Annotated in this window: 23 protein-coding genes; 6 read left to right on the top strand and 17 right to left on the bottom strand. The window is 47.1% G+C overall.

The features are described 5' to 3' along the window. Positions 1-77: 77 nt before the first annotated feature. The 3 genes from glmS to ACMXI2_RS03445 all read left to right on the top strand — a co-directional run bounded on the left by glmS (position 78) and on the right by ACMXI2_RS03445 (position 4,759). Positions 78-1,913, top strand: a complete 1,836-nt coding sequence (gene glmS, locus ACMXI2_RS03455) for a glutamine--fructose-6-phosphate transaminase (isomerizing) (protein WP_483780322.1) — start codon at positions 78-80, stop codon at positions 1,911-1,913. A gap of 90 nt (positions 1,914-2,003) precedes the next feature. After that, entirely contained in the window at positions 2,004-4,205 is a 2,202-nt protein-coding gene (locus ACMXI2_RS03450; RefSeq protein ID WP_483780321.1) for a DUF4954 family protein, read from the top strand. Continuing rightward, entirely contained in the window at positions 4,193-4,759 is a 567-nt protein-coding gene (locus ACMXI2_RS03445) for a DNA-3-methyladenine glycosylase I (RefSeq protein ID WP_483780320.1), read from the top strand. The genes ACMXI2_RS03450 and ACMXI2_RS03445 overlap by 13 nt, the downstream gene beginning before the upstream one ends. 227 nt (positions 4,760-4,986) lie before the next feature. Here ACMXI2_RS03445 and ACMXI2_RS03440 read toward each other — a convergent pair whose 3' ends face one another. From ACMXI2_RS03440 to ACMXI2_RS03400, 9 genes are all read right to left on the bottom strand, one after another. Next, positions 4,987-6,036, bottom strand: a complete 1,050-nt coding sequence (locus ACMXI2_RS03440; protein WP_483780319.1) for a cytochrome-c peroxidase — start codon at positions 6,034-6,036, stop codon at positions 4,987-4,989. Positions 6,037-6,043: 7 nt separating this feature from the next. After that, a complete protein-coding gene (locus tag ACMXI2_RS03435) occupies positions 6,044-6,799 on the bottom strand; it encodes an MbnP family protein (protein WP_483780318.1) in 756 nt (251 codons plus the stop codon). 68 nt (positions 6,800-6,867) lie between these two features. After that, positions 6,868-8,106, bottom strand: a complete 1,239-nt coding sequence (locus tag ACMXI2_RS03430) for a sugar MFS transporter (protein ID WP_483780317.1) — start codon at positions 8,104-8,106, stop codon at positions 6,868-6,870. Positions 8,107-8,165: 59 nt separating this feature from the next. After that, entirely contained in the window at positions 8,166-8,948 is a 783-nt protein-coding gene (locus tag ACMXI2_RS03425; protein WP_483780316.1) for an L-fucose dehydrogenase, read from the bottom strand. Between the two features lie 20 nt (positions 8,949-8,968). Beyond that, entirely contained in the window at positions 8,969-9,796 is an 828-nt protein-coding gene (locus tag ACMXI2_RS03420; RefSeq protein WP_483780315.1) for an amidohydrolase family protein, read from the bottom strand. Positions 9,797-9,847: 51 nt separating this feature from the next. Next, the gene (locus tag ACMXI2_RS03415; RefSeq protein WP_079468948.1) at positions 9,848-10,177 is read right to left on the bottom strand and encodes an L-rhamnose mutarotase; all 330 of its coding nucleotides are present in this window, start codon (positions 10,175-10,177) and stop codon (positions 9,848-9,850) included. A gap of 5 nt (positions 10,178-10,182) precedes the next feature. After that, positions 10,183-11,034 carry a fumarylacetoacetate hydrolase family protein gene (locus ACMXI2_RS03410; protein WP_483780314.1) on the bottom strand — a complete coding sequence of 284 codons (852 nt, stop codon included), beginning with the start codon at positions 11,032-11,034 and terminating at the stop codon, positions 10,183-10,185. Between the two features lie 24 nt (positions 11,035-11,058). After that, positions 11,059-11,805: a hypothetical protein gene (locus ACMXI2_RS03405; protein WP_483780313.1), complete on the bottom strand. Its 747-nt coding sequence runs from the start codon at positions 11,803-11,805 to the stop codon at positions 11,059-11,061. A gap of 82 nt (positions 11,806-11,887) precedes the next feature. Continuing rightward, complete coding sequence (locus ACMXI2_RS03400; RefSeq protein ID WP_200817216.1) at positions 11,888-12,670, bottom strand: SDR family NAD(P)-dependent oxidoreductase; 783 nt, start codon at positions 12,668-12,670, stop codon at positions 11,888-11,890. A 147-nt stretch (positions 12,671-12,817) separates the two neighbouring features. Between ACMXI2_RS03400 and ACMXI2_RS03395 the strand changes: the two genes are divergently transcribed. After that, the gene (locus ACMXI2_RS03395) at positions 12,818-13,495 is read left to right on the top strand and encodes a M15 family metallopeptidase (RefSeq protein WP_483780312.1); all 678 of its coding nucleotides are present in this window, start codon (positions 12,818-12,820) and stop codon (positions 13,493-13,495) included. 2 nt (positions 13,496-13,497) lie between these two features. Here the strand turns inward: ACMXI2_RS03395 and ACMXI2_RS03390 are convergent, their stop codons facing one another. The 6 genes from ACMXI2_RS03390 to leuC form a co-directional block, all read right to left on the bottom strand. Beyond that, positions 13,498-13,887 carry a hypothetical protein gene (locus tag ACMXI2_RS03390; protein ID WP_483780311.1) on the bottom strand — a complete coding sequence of 130 codons (390 nt, stop codon included), beginning with the start codon at positions 13,885-13,887 and terminating at the stop codon, positions 13,498-13,500. A 295-nt stretch (positions 13,888-14,182) separates the two neighbouring features. Next, positions 14,183-15,688, bottom strand: coding sequence for a 2-isopropylmalate synthase (locus ACMXI2_RS03385; protein ID WP_483780310.1), 1,506 nt, complete (start codon positions 15,686-15,688; stop codon positions 14,183-14,185). A 26-nt stretch (positions 15,689-15,714) separates the two neighbouring features. Next, positions 15,715-16,794: a 3-isopropylmalate dehydrogenase gene (leuB, locus tag ACMXI2_RS03380; RefSeq protein ID WP_483780309.1), complete on the bottom strand. Its 1,080-nt coding sequence runs from the start codon at positions 16,792-16,794 to the stop codon at positions 15,715-15,717. A gap of 37 nt (positions 16,795-16,831) precedes the next feature. Beyond that, the gene (gene leuD / locus ACMXI2_RS03375) at positions 16,832-17,431 is read right to left on the bottom strand and encodes a 3-isopropylmalate dehydratase small subunit (protein ID WP_483780308.1); all 600 of its coding nucleotides are present in this window, start codon (positions 17,429-17,431) and stop codon (positions 16,832-16,834) included. A 14-nt stretch (positions 17,432-17,445) separates the two neighbouring features. Further along, complete coding sequence (locus ACMXI2_RS03370) at positions 17,446-18,195, bottom strand: class I SAM-dependent methyltransferase (protein ID WP_483780307.1); 750 nt, start codon at positions 18,193-18,195, stop codon at positions 17,446-17,448. A gap of 32 nt (positions 18,196-18,227) precedes the next feature. Then, positions 18,228-19,631, bottom strand: coding sequence for a 3-isopropylmalate dehydratase large subunit (gene leuC, locus ACMXI2_RS03365; RefSeq protein WP_483780306.1), 1,404 nt, complete (start codon positions 19,629-19,631; stop codon positions 18,228-18,230). A 153-nt stretch (positions 19,632-19,784) separates the two neighbouring features. Between leuC and ACMXI2_RS03360 the strand changes: the two genes are divergently transcribed. Together ACMXI2_RS03360 and ACMXI2_RS03355 are read left to right on the top strand one after the other, a co-directional pair. Then, positions 19,785-21,338, top strand: a complete 1,554-nt coding sequence (locus tag ACMXI2_RS03360; RefSeq protein ID WP_483780305.1) for a hypothetical protein — start codon at positions 19,785-19,787, stop codon at positions 21,336-21,338. A gap of 15 nt (positions 21,339-21,353) precedes the next feature. After that, the gene (locus ACMXI2_RS03355; RefSeq protein ID WP_483780304.1) at positions 21,354-21,932 is read left to right on the top strand and encodes an NADPH-dependent FMN reductase; all 579 of its coding nucleotides are present in this window, start codon (positions 21,354-21,356) and stop codon (positions 21,930-21,932) included. On the opposite strand, the gene ACMXI2_RS03350 is transcribed toward ACMXI2_RS03355, so the two are convergent. Together ACMXI2_RS03350 and ACMXI2_RS03345 are read right to left on the bottom strand one after the other, a co-directional pair. Next, a complete protein-coding gene (locus ACMXI2_RS03350; RefSeq protein WP_483780303.1) occupies positions 21,911-23,038 on the bottom strand; it encodes a hypothetical protein in 1,128 nt (375 codons plus the stop codon). The genes ACMXI2_RS03355 and ACMXI2_RS03350 overlap by 22 nt on opposite strands. A gap of 1 nt (position 23,039) precedes the next feature. Then, complete coding sequence (locus ACMXI2_RS03345) at positions 23,040-23,681, bottom strand: ABC transporter ATP-binding protein (RefSeq protein ID WP_483780302.1); 642 nt, start codon at positions 23,679-23,681, stop codon at positions 23,040-23,042. Between the last annotated feature and the right edge of the window lie 428 nt (positions 23,682-24,109).

Genomic DNA, 24,109 nt, shown 5'->3' with positions numbered 1-24,109 from the left:
ATTCACATTTCCTGATGTGATTTTAACATTTAATGCGATATTGCAATGATAAAACCTAGCACAAATCCAAAAACCTTATGTGTGGAATCGTAGCTTATATCGGGCAGAGAGAAGCCTACCCGGTAGTATTAAAAGGCCTCAAAAGACTGGAATACCGCGGATACGACAGCGCGGGTGTAGCCCTGATCAATAACGGGTTACAGGTATACAAGAAAAAAGACAAAGTAGCCGCCCTCGAAGCATTCGTAGAAGGGAAAGACCTGCGGAGTCATATTGCCATCGGGCATACCCGCTGGGCTACACATGGTGAACCCTGCGACCGCAATGCGCACCCGCATTTATCCGGCGACGGTAAACTGGCCATGATCCACAATGGCATCATTGAAAACTATGTACAGCTGAAACAGGAGCTCATTAACCAGGGCCATGTTTTTCACAGTGATACCGATACCGAAGTACTTCTTCACTTCATTGAGGAAATCAAAAAACAAAACCAGTGTTCTCTGGAAGAAGCCCTGCGCATTGCTTTAAAAAGAGTAGTAGGCGCTTATGTGATCGTTCTGATTGATGAAGAAAACCCGGATACCCTCATTGCCGCCCGTAAGGGAAGCCCGCTGGTAATAGGCGTTGGCAAGGGCGAACACTTCCTGGCTTCTGATGCATCCCCGATCATTGAATACACAAAAGAAGTAGTGTATGTAAATGATTATGAAATTGCCATCATCAAAGCAGATGAACTGATCCTGAAAAACATTTCCAATGAAAGGCAAACGCCTTACATTCAGAAGCTGGATATCGAACTGGCCGCCATCGAAAAAGGAGGCTATGATCACTTCATGCTGAAGGAAATCTTTGAACAGCCGCAAACGATCTTCGATAGCTTACGTGGCCGTTTAGACGCGAAAAAAGGTACGCTCACAATGGGCGGTATGCGCGAATATGCCGATGTACTGAGCAATGCCAAACGTATCATCATTGTAGCTTGCGGTACCTCCTGGCACGCCGGGCTGGTAGCCGAATACATGATTGAAGAATTATGCCGCATCCCGGTGGAAGTAGAATACGCTTCCGAGTTCCGTTACCGCAACCCGGTAGTTGGTCCGGGCGATGTAATCATTGCCGTATCACAATCCGGTGAAACTGCAGATACGCTGGTAGCCATTGAAAGCGCCAAAGAAAAAGGCGCCATCATCCTCGGTGTTTGTAACGTGGTAGGTTCTTCTATTGCGCGCTTATCTCACGCCGGCGCCTATACCCACGCAGGCCCGGAAATTGGCGTAGCCAGCACCAAAGCCTTTACTGCCCAGCTGGCAGTGCTTTGCCTGGTAGGCTTAAAACTGGCAGCCGACAAAGGCACCATCACCCCGCAAAGGTTCCAGCACCTGCTAGATGAACTGGAACAGGTTCCTGAAAAAGTAGCAACGGCCCTGAAACTGGATGACCAGATCAAACAGGTAGCCGCCAAATATAAAGATGCACGTGATTTCCTCTACCTGGGCCGCGGATACAACTTCCCGGTTGCCCTGGAAGGAGCGCTCAAACTGAAAGAAATTTCCTACATCCACGCGGAAGGTTATCCTGCTGCAGAAATGAAACATGGCCCCATTGCACTGGTAGACGAAAACCTGCCGGTAGTAATTGTAGCCACCAAAGACAGCTACTACGAAAAAGTAGTGTCTAACATTCAGGAAATTAAAGCCCGTAAAGGTAAAGTGATCGCAGTAGTAACAGAAGGCGACAACACCATTCCCCCTATGGCGGATGATGTGATTTTTGTGCCTGCGGCAGATGAAATGGTAGCACCCATCATCTCTGTAGTACCGTTACAACTGCTCGCTTATCATATAGGTGTGCTCAAAGGTCTGGACGTTGACAAACCCCGGAACCTGGCGAAATCAGTTACAGTAGAATAAAGACAATGGAGATACTCATCTGGTTATTTTATTAGCTGCACGCATAATAAAATAACCAGATAGCCATTTCTCCTCAAATGATGTATCCTCATGAATAAGATCCAAAAAAGACCCCTCTCCGATCTGGGGTATAATTTCATTGAAACCACGTTACCGAAAGGCAAAGACGAATATTATCTCCGTAATGAACAATGGAGCAGGCAGGACCAGTACAGGAAATTAACCGCACACGAAATAGAATCGCTGGTTCGTAATGATAACACCTCCGACGACTGGAATATTATTTTTGTTTCCAACGAATTTGATCCGCAACTGGTACAGCACTGTCACTTTTTCGGAATGGTACGTATCGGTAAACTGGAACCCTACTACCTGGAGTTCCATAACCTGCGGATGCCGGTAGGATTGTACAACAGTACCATCTGCGCCTGCGATTTCGGCGACAATGTAGTGGTACACAATGTAAATTATTTATCGCATTATATCCTCGGCAACGAAGTGATTGTAGCCAACGTAAACGAAATGGCTACCACCGATTATGCTAAATTCGGAAATGGTATCCTGAAAGAAGGAGAAAACGAAAGTGGCCGCATCTGGATGGAACTCTGCAACGAAAACGGCGGCAGAAGCGTAATGCCCTTTGATGGCATGCTCCCCGGAGATGCTTACCTGTGGACACGCTACCGCGATGATGAACAACTGCAGCAGCAATTCAAAACCTTCACAGAAAAACAGTTTGATAAAAGACGCGGCTACTACGGTATGGTAGGTGATCGTACAGTAATTAAAAACTGTAAGATGATCAAAGATGTGACCATTGGTACCGACGCATACCTGAAAGGCGCCAACAAACTGAAAAACCTTACCATCAACAGCAACAGCGAAGCGTCCTCACAAATAGGAGAAGGCTGCGAAATGGTAAATGGCATAATAGGCTACGGCTGCCGCGTATTCTACGGCGTGAAAGCGGTTCGCTTTGTAATGGCTTCCCACTCACAGCTGAAATATGGCGCCAGGCTGATCAACTCCTACCTCGGTAACAACGCCACTATCTCCTGCTGCGAAGTACTGAACTCCCTCATCTTCCCGGCACATGAACAACACCATAACAACTCGTTCCTGTGTGCGGCGCTGATCATGGGTCAGAGCAATATGGCGGCAGGCGCCACTATCGGCTCCAATCACAACTCACGCGGCGCAGACGGTGAAATCATCGCCGGCAGAGGATTCTGGCCGGGCCTGTGCGTAAGCCTGAAACATAACTCCCGTTTCGCCAGCTTCACACTTATCTCCAAAGGCAACTATATGTCGGAGCTGAATATCTCCATTCCATTCAGCCTCGTGGTAAATGATGAACACGAAAACCGCCTGAAGATAATGCCCGGATACTGGTTCCTGTACAACATGTACGCCATTGCCAGGAACTCCTGGAAATACGTGGACCGCGATAAACGCACCGATAAACAACAACTCATTGAATACGATTACCTGGCGCCCGATTCAGTAGAAGAAATATTCCAGGCACTCGCCATCATGGAAACCGCCACCGGGAAAGCATGGTACGCCCTGCCGGAAAATGCTCCAAAGAAGGAGCTAACGGAAAAGGACATACGTAAAAAAGGAAAGGACCTGTTAAATAACAACCCGGAAGAAGTAGCAAAGCTCACCATTCTCTCCAAAGGATTTGAAAACAGTTCCCGCGAAGTGGAACTCCTGAAGGTACACCGGGCTTATCCCCTGTTCGTGGAAATGGTGGTATTATACGCCGTCAAAAATATCCTGGCAGCAGACAAACCTTCTTTCCTTGCTTTACAAGCCGCAGTAAAAACCGCCAAACGTGGCGACTGGCTGAACATCGGCGGACAGTTGATGAAAGCGGAAACGGTAGCTACGCTCAAAACAAAGATCCGGAAAAACAAGATCAGCAGCTGGCCGCAACTGCACATGGCTTACGAAGAAATAGGCAGTGAATATGCAGCCGACAAATTACAGCATGCCGTAGCCTGTTTACTGGAAATAAAAGACAGCTCCCTGAAAAACATGACCACCGCCGATCTCGCACAATGGATGAATGATTCTGTTGCAACAATGGAGTGGATCACCACACAAATTAAACGCTCCAGGGAAAAGGATTACAAAAATCCATTCCGCCGGCTGGCCTATGAAAGTGAAAAAGAAATGAATGCAGTAGTGGGCAGCCTGGAAGATAATAGTTTCATTAAACAAACTGCCGAAGACCTGGAAAAGTATAAATTACAGGTAAATAAAACCATCAGCGAATGGGAGCTATAGAAAAAGTAAGATGCCACTGGTCAAACAAAGACAAACTTTACCAGGACTATCACGACAAAGAATGGGGTACCCCCAATCATGAGGATAAACATCTCTTTGAAATGTTATGCCTGGAAGGCGCGCAGGCAGGTCTCAGCTGGTATACCGTACTTACCAAAAGAGAAAACTACCGCAAAGCCTTTGATAACTGGGACGCTAAAAAAATAGTGAAGTACGACGAGAAAAAGGTAGAGGAACTGATGCAGAACGAAGGCATCATCCGCAACCGTCTTAAAATAAAATCCGTGATCGGTAATGCAAAGGCATACCTCGCGGTTCAAAAGGAATTCGGCAGTTTTGATAAATATATCTGGTCATTTGTAAACCACAAACCTGTCGTTAATCACTACCGCAAAGGCATGGCGGGCGTTCCCGCCAAAACAGCCATCTCCGATGCCATGAGCAAGGATCTGCTGAAGCGGGGATTTAAATTTGTAGGTTCCACTATCTGCTATGCCTACATGCAGGCTACAGGTATGGTGGATGATCATATGGAAGATTGCTGGAAGAAGTGATCGCCTTCGGCGATTTTAAATTGTCTTGGAGCAGGATTACGCTGATTAACCGTGATTTTTTTGATTTTATTTTCTGGAATTTTTTTTTAAATGATTAAGGGAGAGATAAGCGGATATTCGCTTTTTATCTCCCTTAATCATTTAAAAAAAATGTGATCAAATCAGGCAAATCACGGTTAATCAGCGTAATCCTGCTCCAAGACAATTTAAAATCGCCGAAGGCGATCCTACTCAATCCGCACCTCACTAAGCGAAGCATTACCGAGAAAAGAATAATCCGTAAGTGTATTCAAAAAGAAATACAACTGCCGCTTTTCCTGGTCCGATAACCGGATGCCCTGCTTCACCAATGGGTCGGTGGTGGGAGTTACCTTTACACCATGATCGTAGAAGTCAAAAACCTGGAAAATATCGAAGAAACGCCCGTCGTGCATATAAGGGGCGCTCTTGAGAATATTGCGCAGGGAAGGTACCTTAAAACGAAGATTATCATCAGTGCTCCCGGTGATCTTCATTCTGCCGATATCATTCAATGCCGGTAAATAAGGCAGCCCATTACTGCGGTATGTAAGATCCGTGAACAACGGTTCCTTGTGGCAGGCCGCACACTTCTCCTGGAAAACGGTGTACCCCGCGTTTTCTTCGGCGGTGAAAGCAACACCGGGTAATTTAAGCATTACACTGTCGTATTTGGAACCGGCAGATACCATCGTGGCAACAAACTGCGTGAATGCTTTGAACATGCGCCCGCTGGTGATTTCCTCCGTACCAAAAGCTGCTTTGAACATCGCCCTGTATTTGGGATCTGTTTGCATGTTCTTCATCAATTCTTTCAGGTCTACTGCCATTTCGTTATGGTCTGTTAAGGGAGTGAGTGCCTGTATTTCAAGATGATTCACGCCGCCATCCCACATAAACGCCCTTTGCCAGATCATATTAAACAGCACCGGTACCGAACGGATGCCCTGCTGACCAGCCACGCCATGCGCCAGTGCATGATCAAAATGGCCGAAAGCCGCAAACTGCTGGTGACAAAACCCACAGGAAACGGTACTGTCCTGCGACAGGCGGTAATCATAAAACATAAACCGGCCCAATGCCACACCAGGTTTGGTGAGCGGGTTACGGGTAAAGTCATATACAGGTCGTGGGAAATGCGCAGGCAGCTGCAACAAAAAGGGTTCCGGCCCTTTAACCGCACGCTTCTTTGTACCTGCCTGCACCAGCAACAGCAACAGGCAAAACGCCCCAATGATATATATCACTCTATGATTCACACAGCGGTTAATTAGAGATGCCTGTTATGTTAAACATATGCTGATAGTTACCGGCAACCTGTCTTGCTTTTGCACCCGGCGCCATAATCACGGTTATCTTTTTAAAACTAACGGTATCAGGTAAAAACCACTTTTCCACATCGGCAGTAACATTAATACGGGGTTGCTTACCTGCCGAAATTGTCAGCGGCTGCGGAAGCGGCAGTGTCACATATTTCAGCACACCGTCTTTTGATTTATAACCGCCGCAATGAAACAGAAACTCCTGCATAGGTGTGTTCACTGCTGCGGAGTGGCCTTCTATCTGTGCCATAATATACCCGCTGTTCCAGGTCCAGAACATACCGGATTCCACGGCCAGCGCGCCGGATTGCACGCCACTTACATTACGGATACTATCTACCCCGATCAGGAAACGGATACTTTTATACTCGCCGGCAGGGATACTATCCAGCCGGATATTTTTTGAACTGTCTATCGCATCATCTACCAGGAAATAAGCAGGCGGCAAAGTAACAACACTGCCATTGGCAGCCTCCAGTGAAAAGTTGCTGAGAAAATAACGGAAACGGCTGATCGTAAAAGCTTCTCCGGAAGCATTGGTATAGGTGACCTGTTTCCTTACCAGCGGCTGCTGCCCCATAACGTGGGTGAACGACAATTGCAGGGAAGGTACAGGCCCGGGATCAGCAGGCATCCCGGCAAACAACGTGGTTACAACCAGGAACCAGCAAGCATAGGAAGCAAAAATCCGCAAAATCATGGTATCCTCTTTTGTTAAAGAAAGTTACAATGATTTTGCGGATTAAATATTAAAAAGAAATCAGCTGACTAAACTCTTTTATATCCTTTCCAGCCGTATAAAAACACGACCACAAAGCAGAAAGTAGGAATGCCGTAGGAAATGGCCAGCGACTGCCATTCTGTTACAATACCCATCAGGTAAGGAACAGAAGCGCCGCCTACGATAGACATTACCTGGAAAGAAGCGCCGCGTTTGGTATGTATACCCAGATCTTTTACGCCCAACGCAAAAATAGTGGGGAACATGATAGACATGAAGAAGAAAATAGCAATAAGCGCATATACGGAAGCAGCCCCGTTACCAGTCATTACAAAAGCGCAAAGCAACACGTTGACAAACGCATACAGCGCCAGCAGCTTATTGGGGGCTACTTTACGCATGAGCGCAGTACCCACAAAACGGCCACCCATGAATAATGCCATACCAACTGACAACAGGTAAGAGGCATTTTCAGTAGTAATACCATGCCAGTAGGCCGTTACATAATTGATAAACAACGCGCCCACACCTACCTGCGCAGCCACATAAAAGAACTGCGCAATTACGCCCAGCACAAAATGACGGTGAGCAGAAAGCGGGCGGGTATCTGCCATCACTTGTTCTCCTTCCTGTTCGTCTTCTTTAATTTCAGGCAATGGCGTTCTGTAAAAGAATCCTGCTATCAGCAACACCACCACGCCTATTACAATGTAGGTGAGCTTTACAGTAGTGAGATCTCCGCTGCCGCTGCCAAAAAACAATTTGCCGCCAATAATAGGTCCGAGGAAAGATCCCAGCCCGTTAAAGCACTGTGATAAATTCAACCGTTGCTCAGAAGTAGCCGGATCTCCCAACACCGTTACATATGGGTTGGCAGCCGTTTCCAGGCAGGCCAGTCCGCAGGCCAGGATAAATAATGCCAGCAGGAAAAAATCAAAACTCAGCGCACCGGCTGCCGGGAAAAACAGGAATGCCCCCGTAGCGTACAGCAGCAGGCCCATGATAATTCCTTTCTTGTAGCCGAATTTATTCATAAACATACCTGCCGGTAATGCCATGAGGAAATAAGCGCCGAAATAAGCGCCCTGCAATAAAGTAGAACGTTTGGTAGTGATGCTCAATACTTCCTGGAAATGTTTGTTCAACACATCCAGCAGTCCGTATGCCAGTCCCCATAAGAAGAACAGGCTGGTAACCAGGATCAGCGGCAACAGGTAGTTGCCAGGCTTTGCGCCTGTATCTTTACTGGTGGTATAAGTGGAATTACTTACTGCGCCTCCGGCCATAACGAAGAATTTAATGTTTCAGGTGATTGAATATTGGTAACGGTATTGGCTCTTTGTCCTTAGCTGATGGATCTGTCGAGATGAGTGTATCCACCATCTACGTATACGATTTGTCCGGTTGTATGGGAAGAACGTGGCGACAGCAGGAATACGGTGCTGTTGGCAATTTCTGTTGACGTGGTCATTCTTTTTTCGAATGGAATGTTAGCGGTGATAGCCGCCAGTTTTTCTTTTGGATTGGGCAACGAATTGATCCAGGTTTCATACAGCGGAGTCCATACTTCAGCAGGAATAACCGTATTTACACGGATGGAATAAGGCAGCAATTCCACCGCCCACTCGCGGGTGAGCGCATTGATAGCGCCTTTGGAGGCAGCATAACCGCTGGTGTTACCCTGGCCGGTATCGGCTACTTTAGATCCGATGTTCACAATATTTCCTTTGGTGACCTTCAGGTATGGCAATGCAAAATGCGACAGGTTGTAGTAGTGCGACAGGTTATTTTGCAGCGACTGCATAAACCGTTCCGGGCTGCCACTTTCCAGTCCTACACCATCATTGGCGCCGGCATTGTTTACCAGGCCATCTATTTTACCATACTTTGCTATCGTTTCAGAGATCACTTTCTTACAATCCTCCACTTTACCCAGTTCTGCGGTAACGGCCATCGCTTTACCACCCACCGCAATAATTTCGTTCACGGTTTTTTCATTGTCGGCAGTACTCCGGCCGGCAATCACAGCAATGCCGCCTTCAGCTGTTATCAGCTTTGCAATAGCTTCCCCGATTCCTTTTGCACCACCGGTAACGATAATCACTTTCTCCTGTAATCCTAAATCCATAGTATGTATGATATTATTTTTTATAGATGATAAAATGAGCGGGCATTCCCTCCCATTATCTGTTCCTGTTCACTTGTTGATAAGGTGCTGATGAAATCAGTAACGATTCCCTTCACTTCGTGGTACCTGGCTGCTACCAGGCATACGGGCCAGTCGGAGCCATACACCAACCTGTTTGCGCCAAAGGCGTCCAGCGCTACTTCCAGGAAAGGCCGGAAGTGTGCCGGTTCCCACTGCTGCCAGTTGGCTTCCGTAACCATGCCGCTCAGCTTGCAGTATACATTCGGCGACTGTGCAATGCGGCGCATATGTGCTGCCCAAGCATCCAGTTCACCGGCTTTGATATCGGGCTTGGCCAGGTGATCAATGATCAGCGGCTGCTCCGGGAACTGCTGTACAAATTCTTCTACCGCAGGTAACTGTTTCGGGTATACGAGAATATCATAGGTGAAGGGATGCTTCGCCAGCGCTTTGATACCGCGGCAGAAATGTTCACCGAGAATAAACCGGTTATCCGGTTCTCCCTGTACAATATGACGGAAGCCTTTCAGCTTCGGATGTGCGGCATATTGCGCCAGTTGTTCATCGATATTTTCAGCGCGGAGGTCTGTCCAGCCCACCACACCTTTAATAAAATCATGCTTATCTGCCAGCGCCAGTAAAAAGGCGGTTTCATCGGCCGACTGATCTGCCTGTACCGCCACACAGCCGTGAACACCGTTTTCGGCCAGCACCGGGGCCAGGTCTTCCGGGTAAAAATCACGACGGATCACTTCCATCGATTCATCGATCCATGCGTCGCGGACAGGATCGTATTGCCAGAAATGCTGATGTGCGTCAATAACCATGTAAATACTTTTTGCATACCGGGCGCCGGAACTTCCGTTGCCCGGTATACTTTACAATGCAAAAATCTGGTCCATAATAATCCACTTCTCTCCTTCCTTTGCTACCGGCAATGCCTGCTGGTATTTCCACATGAGCTGCTCCCATACCTTTACGGCTGGGTTGGCAGCGTCCATCGCATCTTTCCGTTCAAAGGAGAAAGTGTCATCTACTTCCATGATCATAAACAGGCGGTTACCGGCACGGTAAATATCCATTACGGTAATGCCGGCGTCTGTGATACTCTTCTTTATTTCAGCGGATACGTTGCGATGATACCCTTCATATTCGCTGATCAACTGCGGATCATCTACCAGGTCCAGCGCCAGACAATATCTTTTCATAATTACTATTTACAGGCTACAGCAGTTTGTTTGGAGGTACCCAAACCATCAATACCCAGTTCAATTACATCTCCTGCTTTGAGGTACACCTGCGGGTTCATACCCAGGCCCACACCAGCCGGTGTACCGGTAGAAATCACATCTCCCGGAAGCAGGGTCATAAACTGGCTCAGGTAAGCCACTACATAAGCTATACTGAATATGAAATTGGAGGTGTTGCCATCCTGCATTTTCTGACCGTTAACGGTGAGCCATAAACGAAGATTATTCACATCGGCAATTTCATCTTTGGTAGCCAGCCACGGACCTAACGGCGCGAACGTATCACAGCTCTTTCCCTTTACCCACTGTCCGCCTCTTTCAATCTGGAAAGCTCTTTCGCTGTAATCGTTATGCAGGCAGTAACCGGCAACATAGTCCAAAGCATCTTTTTCTTCCACATAACTGGCTTTTTTGCCTATCACCACTGCCAGTTCCACTTCCCAGTCGGTTTTCTGACTGTTGCGCGGAATCACCAGGTCGTCGTTTGGACCCACCAGTGCGCTGGTACTTTTAAAGAACACGATAGGTTCTGCAGGAATGGCTGCATTGGTTTCCCGCGCGTGATCAGCGTAGTTAAGACCGATGCAGATAATTTTGGAAGGACGAAGGATAGGTGAGCCCAAACGGGTGCCGGCAGGTACCTGCGGACATTCCGCTGCATGCGCTCCATACCATTCGGATAAGCGCGCCAGCCCATTGGTTTCAAAGAATTTCTCTCCAAAATCTTCACCAAATGCACTTACGTCAAACATCCCCGCTGCGGTTGCAACACCCGGTTTTTCTTCTCCCGGTAAACCAAACCTGATCAGTTTCATATCGATATTATTTATTTATTAGTCTTACTTAATTTCTTTCAGTGTTTTAATCTGTAACCTTCCGCTTTCCACGTGCAGGTCAATCACCGGTTCTGCTTTACCATCTTTTACAAAAGAGAAATACACATGATCATCCTGTCCTGTTGGCTGAATCACACCTTTACTGCCGCTGGGCACGGGCATGAACATACTTTTACGAAGACCGCCAAATTCCACATACAGCTCCAGGCTGTCGGGCGAAGCATCCGGTTTGATTTCTGCAATAAAATCTGCCAGGATATTACCGGACTGGATGCTCTTTTTATACTGCTGCAACATTTCGCCTCCGGCGGATACCTTACCAAGGCCCAGCGTACCTTCCATGTATACCCAGATAGGCTCAGGCGGCGTAGCAGCCCATAATATTTTCATGTCTTTTTTACTGTCTACAAAAGCGTGGTAATAACGTGGCTGATGATTCGCTTTCATAACGCCGATATAACAGCTGTTGGGCTCATTCCACAACACTTTATAAAGGTCCGGCTCCGGCACGTCTTTCAGGATCGCCTGTTCAAAAGTTTTTTCCTTTGTGCCTTCCTTCAGCTGAAATTTAATCGTGACCAGCGAAGTATCTTTTTCCTTATCAGAAAAAGTAACAGACACAGTGCCATCCGGTGTGGCCGGCTTTACCACCGATGCGGAATCCCCGGTGGCTGTGCCTTTGTTATTACCGGAATTACAGGCAGATAATACGGCTATTGCTATTGCCAGCCCTATTCGAAAATGTTGCATGATATAACTAAAAATTAATGAATGAATAACTTGAAAGATACGGGTAATCGTCCGCACTTTAAAACACGCATCACATTAATTATTAATTATTAAGTCTGATAAAACCGCCATCAATCGGGTAGTCGGTTCCGGTAATAAAGCCTGCTTCATCAGAACACAGGAATAACGCCAGGTTACCTACTTCCACCGGCTTGGCCATGCGGCCGATCGGTTGGGTTTTACTCAGTTTTTCAAACATTTCCGCTTCCCTGCCCGGGTAGTTCTTCGCAATAAATCCATCTACAAACGGCGTGTGTACTCTTGCGGGCGACACGCAGTTGCAACGGATATTAGCGCCGAGGTAGTCTTTCGCCACGGATAATGTCATGGTCAGTACCGCGCCTTTACTCATCGAGTAAGCCAGCCTGTCCGGTATACCTACACTGGAAGCGATGGATGCCACATTCAGGATCACACCGCCGCCCTGCGCTTTCATTTGTTTAATGACTGCATACATGCAGTTATAGGTGCCCTTTACATTTACCTGGTACACCTTGTCGAAGTCCTGTTCAGCTGTGTTTTCGAGGTTACCCACATGAGCAATACCCGCGCAGTTCACCAGGATATCCAGTTTACCGGCCGTTTGCACAATACCATCCATTACAGCGATCACCGCTGCCTGGTCGGCTACGTTGCACGCATGCACAGTTGCCTGGCCACCTGCTGCCCTGATTTCCTCTGCCGTGGTTTTACCGCCTTCCTCATTCAGCTCCAGGATATGCACCTGTGCGCCCTGTGCCCCGAATGTTTGTGCTATTGCCTGTCCTATACCGCTACCACCGCCTGTGATAACCGCCACTTTATTATCTAATCTGAACAGTTCCATCGTTTAAAAATTTAAGGGTTCTAAAATACCTATTAATATAAGGTGATTGCAATTGTATTTTCACTGTATTTCATACTTTCTTGCCTAATTTTCGCAAAATTCAATAATCAGGTCCAAATACGGGGCTTTTTCCGCAATTTTAAGCACATGAAAATAATACTGTTATCAGCGCTCCTGTGGACCATTTCCGGTCAGCTATCCGCCCAGAAAATACCGGTTAATAAATACGGCCTCGCGGTATTGGGTACCCGGCAGCAATATGATCAGCTGGTAAAGGCCGACAGCAACCAGCTGCTCGTTAACCTGGAAAAGTATATCCCGGGTATTAAAAAAGATGTGCGTTACGCCACTACCAATAACTTCACCAAACAACAACTCTATACCCGCACCGATATTTATCTCCGGCTGCCGGCGGCGAAAGCCCTCAAAGCCGTGCAGGAAGCCCTGCGCAAAAAAGGATATGGCCTGCTCATTTACGACGCCTACCGTCCTTATCATGTAACGGAAACGATGTTTAAAATAGTACCCAACGACCTGTATGCAGCAGATCCCCGCAAAGGATCGGGGCACAACCGCGGCGTGGCAATAGACCTCAGTATGGTAAACCTGAAAACAAATAAGCCCGTGGCAATGCCTACGGACTTTGATGATTTCACCACAAAAGCACATGAAAACTACACCCCGCCGGATCCGGCAATGGCGGCCAACCGAAAATTATTAAGAGATACCATGAGGCAACATGGCTTTAAAGGAAGTTCTACAGAATGGTGGCACTTCTATCTGCCGGATTATAAAAAATATCCGCTGATGGATATCTTCTTTTAAAATCATTGAATTGTTATGGTGTCCACCCGGTTAGGAATCCCCTCCCACTTTAAATAGTAAGTGCCGTTATCGGCGGGTACAAAAGAATAGGTTTTGGTTTGGGTAGTAAATGCCTGGGTGCAAACGGTGCAGGTATTGTACAGGTATTCCGCCTTTAGCAGTACCGTGTCTTTATCCCTTACCTCCACAATCTTGTTAATAGTGTAACAGGAATTGGAGAAAGTGCAGCTTACATCATAAAAAACACCGTTCTTTCCTCTCGCATCGCCGGTAGATTTACCCATGTATTTCGCGTCGCCAATATCAACCCACCCATACTGGGAGCAATTGTCTGTTTCTTTGGTGCAGCCGGCAAAAAGTAAAATGGTCAGAAGTAGGGTAATTGTTCTCATCAGGGAAAAAGTTTCACCTGTAAAACGGGGTGGCAAAGAAAAAGTTACAGCGCGAAGGATCGCCTTCGGCGATGGGGAAATTGTCTTGGAGCAGGATTACGCTGATTATACTGATTTGCTTGATTTTACTTTTTGGATTTTATAAATGATTTTAAAGGATTAGGGGAGATAGAAGCAGATATATCCGCTTCTATCTCCCCTAATCTTTAAAAATCAAAACAGGATCAAATCAAGCAAATCAGTATAATCAGCGTAATCCTGCTCCAAGACAATTTCCCCATCGCCGAAGGCGGTCCTAGTATATCTTATTCAGCGCGTCTACGTATGCATGCACAGAGGCATTCACGATATCGGTAGAGATCCCGAAACCGTAGTACGACTGACCGTTATGTTTTACGCGCATATTTACTTTGCTCACATCGTCGCTGCCACCGCGCATGGACTGAATATTAAACTCATCCAGTTCAATATCATCTTTAATAATATCGTGGATAGCGTTGATGGTAGCATTAACGGGACCATTACCGGCAGCACTGGCTTCCTTTTCTTCGCCATTGATACGCAGCTTAACGGTAGCCATCGGGCGGAGGGGATCCCCGCAAACCACCTGCAGTAAGGTTACCTTGATGGCATTGTCGCCGTAGGTTTTCGCATCGCCGTCGCCCATCAGTTCCAGCAGATCGGCGTCGTTGATTTCCTTTTTGGTATCCGCCATCAGCAGGAAGCGTTGGTACACTTCGTCGATGTTTACTCTTTCCAGGTTGTATCCCAGGCGCGACAGGTGATGCTTCAGGGCATGACGGCCGCTGCGGGCAGTGAGGATAATGGAGTTGGAGTTGATCCCCACATCTTCCGGGTTCAGGATCTCATAGTTTTCGCGGTGTTTCAGTACGCCATCCTGGTGGATGCCGGAGCTGTGTGCAAATGCGTTGCGGCCTACAATAGCTTTGTTGGGCTGCACCGGCATGTGCATCATGGTTTCCACGAGATTACTGATTTCATAGATCCCTTTCGAGTTGATCTGGGTGTGATAGCCCAGCGTATGATGCGTTTTCAGGATCATGGCTACTTCTTCCAGCGAGGTGTTACCGGCGCGTTCACCGATACCATTGATGGTACATTCCACCTGGCGGGCGCCGTTGATAATACCTGCAATGGTATTGGCAGTAGCTAAACCGAGGTCGTTATGACAGTGAACGGAGATGATCGCTTTATCGATATTGGAAACGTGGTCTACGAGGTACTTGATTTTTGCGCCATACTGGTCGGGCAGGCAGTAACCATTGGTATCGGGAATATTCACGGTGGTAGCACCGGCTGCAATCACGGCTTCGATCATGCGGGCCAGGTATTCATTGTCTGCGCGGCCTGCATCTTCTGCGTAAAATTCCACATCATCTGTAAACTTGCGGGCATAGGATACAGCGGCTACTGCACGTTGTAAAATTTCGTCGCGGGTGCTGTTGAATTTATATTTGATGTGCATATCGGAAGAACCGATACCCGTATGGATACGCTTGCGTTTTGCAAAGCGCAGGGCATCCGCGGCAGCGTCGATATCTTTATTATTGGCACGGGTAAGTGCGCAGATCACGGGCTCTGTAACCGCTTTGGAAATTTCCACCACGCTCTGGAAGTCGCCCGGACTTGAAATCGGGAAACCTGCTTCAATGATATCTACGCCTAATGCTTCAAGTTTTTTGGCTACTTCAATTTTTTCAACGGTTGTCAGCTGACAGCCGGGCACCTGTTCTCCATCACGCAAGGTGGTATCAAAGACGTATACACGATTTTTATCCATGATAGTGTAATAATTTTATTGAATGATTAATTCAGATTTTCTAATACTTTGGCGCCCATAGCGTCGGTGCCCATCATAAAATCGTTCACCGTGTGTTTGTTGGCGATATCCATTGTTCTGTAACCTTGTCTGAGGGTAGCTTCCACCGCTTTTATCACGCGTTGTGATTCTGTTTTCAGGCCAAAGGAAATATCCAGCATGAGGGCAGCAGATAAGATAGATGCCAGCGGATTGGCAATACCTTTACCGGCAATATCATGTGCAGATCCGTGGATAGGTTCAAAGAAACCGGTGCTGTCGCCGATAGAGGCAGATGCCAGCATTCCCATAGAACCTGCGATCTGTGAAGCTTCATCCGTAAGGATATCACCAAACAGGTTACCGGTAACCACTACATCAAAGCGTTTAGGATCTTTGATCAGCTGCATGGCGGCGTTGTCGATGAACATATGTTCTGTTTCCACGTCAGGATATTCTTTGGCTACTTCCTGTACCACTTCTCTCCAGAGACGGCTTGCTTCCAGTACGTTTGCTTTATCCACAGAGCACAGCTTTTTGCGGCGGGTGCGTGCTGCTTCATAGGCTTTACGGGCAATGCGTTCTACTTCATAACGGTGGTAAATCATCAGGTCAGACGCCGTATTACGGTCGGCAGTCCTGATCTTTTCACCAAAATACACATCGCCGGTCAGTTCACGGAAAAAGAGAATATCTGAACCGCGTAAAATTTCCGGTTTGATGCTGGATGCTTCCAGCAGTTCATCAAATAACTTTATCGGGCGGAGGTTGGCATACAATCCCAGTTCTTTCCTTATTTTCAGCAAACCTTGTTCTGGTCTTACTTTCAGAGTAGGATCGTTATCGTATTTAGCATGACCGATAGCGCCGAACAGGATGGCATCGGAGTTCCTTGCTTTCTGCAGTGTTTCTTCAGGCAGCGGATCGCCGGTAGCTTCAATGGCAACGTGGCCCATGATCCCTTCTTCAAAGGTAAAAGTGTGATGATAATTTTTGGCTATTGTTGTCAGCACTTTTTGTCCCCATGCGGTCACTTCCTGTCCGATCCCATCTCCGGGTATAACTAGTATTTTCTTCTCAACGCCCATATATGTGTGTAACTTTTAGTATTTAGCTTTTTGATGATTAGAAATTATATGTTCTTGTGGTTTCGTATTGTTCAATTTCTTTACGGAGGCTCAGCAGGTAATCGATATCATCATAACCGTTGAGCAGGCATGTTTTTTTGTACTGGTTGATATCGAAGTTTTCTTTTTCGCCGGTGCTCACAATTTTTATGAACTGGTTTTCCAGGTCTACTTCCAGTTTGGCTTTAGGATCGGTTGCTATGGCTTTAAAGATCCGGTCCAGAAAATCTTCTGATACCTGGATGGGTAAAATGAAGGTGTTGAGGGCGTTATTTTTAAAGATGTCTGCGAAGAAGCTGCTCACCACTACTTTAAACCCTGCGTCTGCAATAGCCCAGGCAGCATGTTCGCGGGAGGAACCGCAACCAAAGTTTTTACCGCCTACCAGGATCTGGCCACTGTAAATGGGATTGTTCATCACAAAATCCGCCTTTGGCGTATTGTCGGCTTCATAGCGCCAGTCGCGGAACAGGTTTTCGCCAAAACCTTCCCTGGTGGTGGCTTTCAGAAAGCGTGCCGGGATGATCTGGTCTGTATCTATATTTTCGATGGGTACAGGTACCGCAGATGAAACGAGGTGTTGAAATATTTTACTCATAGTGATTTTACAGTTTAAATTTTTGTGGCGGCCACTCTCAGGCGCACATAATCCGCATACAATTCGCCGTTCTTCACCAGGTGTGGCGCCAGTTCATATTGTACCTGCTGCAGGATAGCGCCTTTATCCTGTTCCGGAATACCGGCAAAAAAGTGAGCGCCAAACATCTCCAGCCAGTCGCTGATACCTGTTTCCGGGTCAACGAGTTTTGAAGGGCGGTCAAAAAAATGCACCCTGTCTATTTTAAAACCTTCCTTTTCCAGCAGGGTAGTATATTCTGCCGGAGAAGGGAAATACCAGCGTGGTTCGTAGGTATAACCCCGCTGCTGCATGGCTTTTTCCAGGTAAGTAAGGATCTGCTGTACGTTGCCTTTACCGCCCATTTCAATCACCAGTCTGCCGCCTTTTTTCAGTTGTGCATACATGCGGCTGATGGCTTTTTCCTTTTCACGCACCCAGTGGAGGGTAGCGTTGGAAAAGATGCCGTCGAACTGCTGTGGCAGGGAAAAAGTTGTAGCGTCGCCAACTTCAAAAGAGATGCCTGGGAAATGTGCGCGGGCGCTGCTTATCATGGCGGCGGAAGCATCTAGTCCTGTTACGGTGGCGCCTTTTTGCGCCAGCTGCGCGGCGAGTTCACCGGTGCCACAACCCAGGTCCAGGATACTTTCGCCTGATTGTGGCTGCAGCCAGTCGATCAGGCTGTTACCATATTCAAACACGAAGGCGTGTTTTTCTTTGTATAAGTCAGCGTTCCATTGATCCATCGCTTTCGGCTTTAACTTGTTCTTCTTATTAACTATTGTTCTAATAATTCCCTTACATCTGTAACCTTACCCGTAATGGCTGCTGCGGCCGCGGTGAGCGGGCTCGCCAGGAAGGTGCGGGCGTTGGGACCCTGACGGCCTTCGAAGTTACGGTTGGAGGTGGAAATACAGTACATACCTGCAGGCACTTTGTCTTCGTTCATGGCCAGGCAGGCGGAGCAACCTGGTTCACGCAGCTGGAAACCGGCTTCGGCAAATATTTTGTCGATGCCTTCTTCCATCGCCTGGGCTTCCACCTGTTTGGAGCCCGGAACGATCCATACTACTACATCGTCTGCTTTATGTTTGCCTTTCACAAAATCTGCTACGAGGCGTAAATCTTCAATACGGGAGTTGGTGCAGCTGCCGATGAATACATAATCCACTTTTTTACCCATCAGTTCAGCACCGGGTTGCAGGTCCATATACTCGAGCGATTTTTTGAAAGAAGGTCTTTCTTTCTCCTCGAGCTGCTCCAGTGAAGGGATGTGGCGGGTAACGCCCATGCCCATACCGGGGTTGGTGCCATAAGTGATTTGCGGTTCTATATCCGCTGCATCAAAGGTGAGCACCTGGTCAAATTCCGCGTCGCTGTCGGAGTAAAGTGTTTTCCAGTATGCCAGGGATTTATCCCAGTCGGCTCCTTTAGGGGCGAATTCGCGGCCTTTGATATAATCGAAAGTGATGTCGTCGGGGGCGATCAGCCCTCCGCGGGCCCCCATTTCGATGCTCATGTTACAGATGGTCATGCGGGCCTCCATGCTGAGACTGCGGATGGCTTCCCCTGCATATTCCACGAAGTAACCGGTAGCGCCGGAAGCGGATATTTTAGAGATGATATAAAGAATGATGTCTTTAGAAAGTACGCCCTTGCCCAGTTGTCCGTTCACTTCAATCTTCATCCGCTTAGGCTTGTATTGCAGGATACACTGGGTGGCCAGTACCTGTTCCACTTCGGAGGTACCGATACCAAAGGCAACGGCGCCAAAAGCACCGTGGGTGCTGGTGTGGCTGTCGCCGCACACGATGGTCATACCCGGCAGGGTGATGCCCAGCTCCGGTCCTATCACATGCACAATGCCCTGGAACCGGTGGCCCAGTCCGTAAAGTTCTACGCCGAATTCAGCGGTATTCTTTGTCAGCATCTCCACCTGGCGGCGGCTCAATGCTTCCTTGATAGGCTGATCCTGGTGTAAGGTAGGTACGTTGTGATCGGCGGTAGCCCTGGTTTTAGCCGGACGGAATACGGGGATGCCACGCTTACGGAGCCCGTCAAATGCCTGGGGACTCGTTACCTCGTGAATAAAGTGCGTGTTGATGTACACTGCATCGGGATGCCCCGGCTTGCTCACCACTATATGGCCATCCCAGATTTTATCAAATAACGTTTTTCCCATCCTTTTGCTTCCTTTTATAATTGTTTATACCTTCAAATCTAATGGTCCTTAATTAATTGCCATATCGCTAAATTTGCTTTAATTACAACCTTTAAACACCTCTGATACACGTTAATATACTGTTTATCAATAATTTACAAGATTTTAATAACGATGCCCAACAGTCAAAGTGATGCTTTATTCATATTAATAAAAACCTTAACAAAAGCAGAAAAACGCAATTTTCAGCTGGCGTTCAACAAAAACAACACGAAGGAAGATGTACTTTTTATTCAATTGTTCACCACGCTGGACAAAATGAAAGAGTACGATGAAGAGCAGATACTGAAGAAAATAACGGATATCAAAAAGCAGCAGCTGTCTAACGTAAAAGCACATCTTTACAAACACCTGTTATCCAGTTTGCGGCAGTTATATAAACAAAAAGATCCCCTGATCGACCTGCGCGAGCAGCTGGATCATGCGCGGGTACTGTATAATAAAGGACTATACAACCAGAGCCTTAAAATACTGGCCAAAGCCAAAACGATGGCGCTGGAGCAGGAAGAGGTGATGCTCACTTATGAAATTGTAGAGTTTGAAAAGCTGATTGAATCGCGGCATATCACGCGGAGCCTGGAAAACCGGGCGGAAGTACTGAGCGCCGAGTCCAGGCAGATAGAGCAGCAGCTTACCAATATCAGCCGCCTGTCTACCCTTTCCCTGCGGATGTATGGCTTGTATCTCAAACTGGGCCATGCCCGCAACGAGCGGGACGCCGAAATGGTAAAGTCCTTTTTTGAAAGCCAGCTGCCACCTTTACAACATGTGCACATGAGCTTTTATGAAAAAGTGTACATGTACCAGGCGTCGAGCTGGTATTACTATATCCTGCAGGACTTTGTAATGTATTACCGTTACACCCAGAAGTGGGTAGACCTGTTCCGCAAATACCCCTCCCTGCAACAAACGGATATGGACCTGTATATTAAGGCGCAGCATAATTTACTGACCGCGCATTTTTATACCTCCAACTTTGAAAAGTTCAAGACCGCCCTGCAGGACCTGGAAGAATTTATCCGGGACAACCAGGACAATTTTCACGAAAACACCCGCACCTCTGCTTTTGTATACCTGTATACCGCCAAAATAAACCGCTACTTCCTGGAAGGTACGTTCAGCCAGGGTTTGGCGATGGTGCCGGAACTCGAAACAGAGATCAGCAGGCATACCCTGAAAATAGACCAGCACCGGGTACTGGTATTTTACTATAAGATTGCCTGCTTATACTTTGGTAGCGGTGATAACAGCAAAGCCATTGTTTATCTTAATAAAATTATCAATTTAAAAATTGGTAACCTGCGGGCTGATATCCAGTGCTTTGCCCGCATCCTGCATCTCATTGCACATTACGAACTGGAGAATTACAGCCTGGTGGAATACCTGATCAAATCTGTTTACCATTTTATTTCAAAACACAAGGATCTTGGTTTGGTGATGGAAGAAATCATGAAGTTTCTCCGCCGTTATATTTATGCCAATCCGAAAGCATTACGCAATGCTTTCGTGGATCTGAAAGACCGGCTGGAGCAGATTTCAGAAGATCCGTATGAACGCCGTTCCTTCCTTTACCTGGATATTATTTCCTGGCTGGAAAGTAAGATTGAGAACATACCGGTGCAGGAAGTTATTCACCGGAAATTTATAAACAAAGAAAAACGCATTTAAATAAAAAATGAGCATATGTCTGCTGAAAAACATTATCATTTCGTTGCCATTTCCGGCAGTTTACGGAAAGGCTCCTACAACACAATGGCGCTGAAAGCACTGCAAAAACTGTGTCCCTCAAACATCACGGTAGAGCAGGTATTTTTCGATAAGATCCCGATGTACAATGCTGACCTGCATACGGAGCAGTTGCCGGAGGAAGTAGTGCCGCTGGTACATAAGATTAAGGAATCAGATGGGGTGATCATTGTTTCACCGGAATACAACTACTCTATACCCGGCGCCCTGAAAAACGCGATAGACGTGGTTTCCAGGCACCCCGACAAACCCTTCAGCGAAAAAGCCGTAGCTATTATGGGCGCATCGCAGGGGCAGATTGGCACCGCCAGGATGCAGTATCATTTACGGCAGGTAATGGTGTTCCTGAATGCGTTTGTGATCAACAAACCGGAGATCATGATCGGCAATGCCCAGCATAAATTTGATACCGATGGTAACCTGACAGATGAACTGGCCATTAAACAGATACCGCTGCTGTTGCTTTCACTGGCGCGGCTGAGCGATAAAATGGGTCACGAACCTGTTTCTATATAAGGTTCATAACTACGGTATTTTGTAAAGAAGATAATGGCCGATGCTGTCTGTAACAACAGTACAGCCGGCCATTCATAATGTCCGAGTATCATGAACAGCACAATGAAAGAGGTAAGCATGGTATAACGTACATGCACCTCCGGATTCATTTTCGGGAAAAACAACATGGTCCGGAACAGGATCAGTAATGATAATGCCGTGCAGAAAACCGTTATCAGTCCCCACGGTGTTGTTTTCGTATATGCATTAGCGGTAATGATGATCATCTCAGGTAAAAAAGTAATCACATACACGCCTGCCAGCCGCATATAATGGGTAAATAAATTAACAGGAAGATTTTCCATGAAATTGAGGTACGTATCATCAAATGCGCGATGATGCACCATCAGCTGCATATGCGACAGCACGCTGATCATAACGCCCAGCTGCAATCCGCGGAGATCAAAATAATCCCCTCTTGCCATAATCAGGAATGTGAGCCACAGCACTCCTGCGGAAAACAGTTTCGTACTCACAATACGACGGGGAAAATTAGTAAACAGTTCATACAGGAAAAACAATACCGGCGGCTTCGTAAAGTGGCGGTTGATCCAGCGTTGCAAGTGACCGGTAAAAAAGATCACGTCGGGTTGTTCCAGCTTTCTTTCATATAACGCCAACGGCCATATGCAATTGGCGATATTAACAACGGCGATGATCACTGCCTGTGGATAATATCCCTGTTGAACAGCAATCACCAGTGCAATAGCCGCATACACCAGTACCGGCATATAAATGGCGGTATGAAGCCGCAGCCAGATGACACGGCGGGCCGGTTTACCGATACTCCCTATAGTAGCATACAGGAAATCATATCCCTGCAGCTGAAAGGTTTTCAGTATAAAACCCACGCATTTGAGCGCGTAGGAAGTCCACAGCAGGAGCACCAGGAACAGGAAGGTATAGTTGCCCAGGAACCCGAGCATCAGTCCTTTATGATAGGCGAGCAGGTTGGCGCCATTTACCACGCCGAACAGCAGGTAAAACAGTACCAGGAAAAAGCCCGTATTCTGAATATAGAACCGTTGTGTGAATATCTTACTGAGTATCGCTGAGGTGGTACGCATGTTAGCTGAGCGTAATGTTTTTATGAGCTACTTTCAGTGTGCCCGTTACCGTTAATTCCTCCTCATCCAGTGGTTGGTGGGAAGTAATACAAAAAGAAACGCCTTTAGCGCTGTATTCACGGATCAGGTCGTACAAAACGGCCAGTGCGCGGGTGTCTATGGTGATCAGGGGTTCGTCCAGCAGGATGAGGGCCGGGTTACCGGTGAAGGCCAGCAGCAGGGATAATTTCTTCAGCATGCCGCTCGAATAGCTGCTTACCGGGTTATTCACAAATATATGCACTCCCAGTTTTTCGCTGATGGCCCGGATCTCCTGGGCGTTCCCTCCTTTTGTGTTGAGGTAAAGTTCCAGTAAATCGCGGCCGGTGAGGAAAGAGGGGTAAAGTGGCTCCGCCTCCGCGTAGTTGATCAGGCGGCGAAACTGTACCGGGTGTTCCCGGCTGCTCACCTTTCCCTGCAGCAATATCTCCCCTTTGAAAGGGATTAAGCCCGCCATTACCTTCATACAGGTAGTTTTGCCGGCGCCGTTCTCCCCCTGCAGCCAGTAGATGCCGGCGGGCAGCTCCAGTCGGGCAATATCCAGGATGGGTACATCCTGGTAATTCTTCTTGACAGCATGAAGGGCAATAACCGGGTCGGGCATATGAAAAAGCTTAAAAGTGTAAATATGAAAAATTATCGCATATATATCTACGGAAGGTTATCTTTTTAACAAAAATTTTCCGGGTACATTTTTATACTGACCATCATACATTTAGCCGTAGTAGTTAAAAAATTATCATATAAGCCAGATTTTCGCGTGCTGCTTTTCACATGCTAATCATATTACATATGCGCACATATGCACAAGGTGCAAAACGCGTGAAACACGCGATGCCACTATACTCCCATTAAAGTTGTATATCTTTTCCACACCTGTTGAAAACTATATCGGGCATGCCTTACCCGGATGCTTACATTTGTAATCCTGAACGTATGGATTTTTAGGAAGCAGAAATGTTGAAACGGGATTTGTGGGAAAGAGAAGTGAGATTTCGGTATGCTGACCCCAAAAGAAAAACCAAAAACCTT

It is taken from the genome of Chitinophaga sp. G7 BAM 1005 (assembly GCF_057126945.1).
Note: the sequence above shows the minus strand (reverse complement) of the source record. Positions and strands in the feature narration are given on the sequence as shown.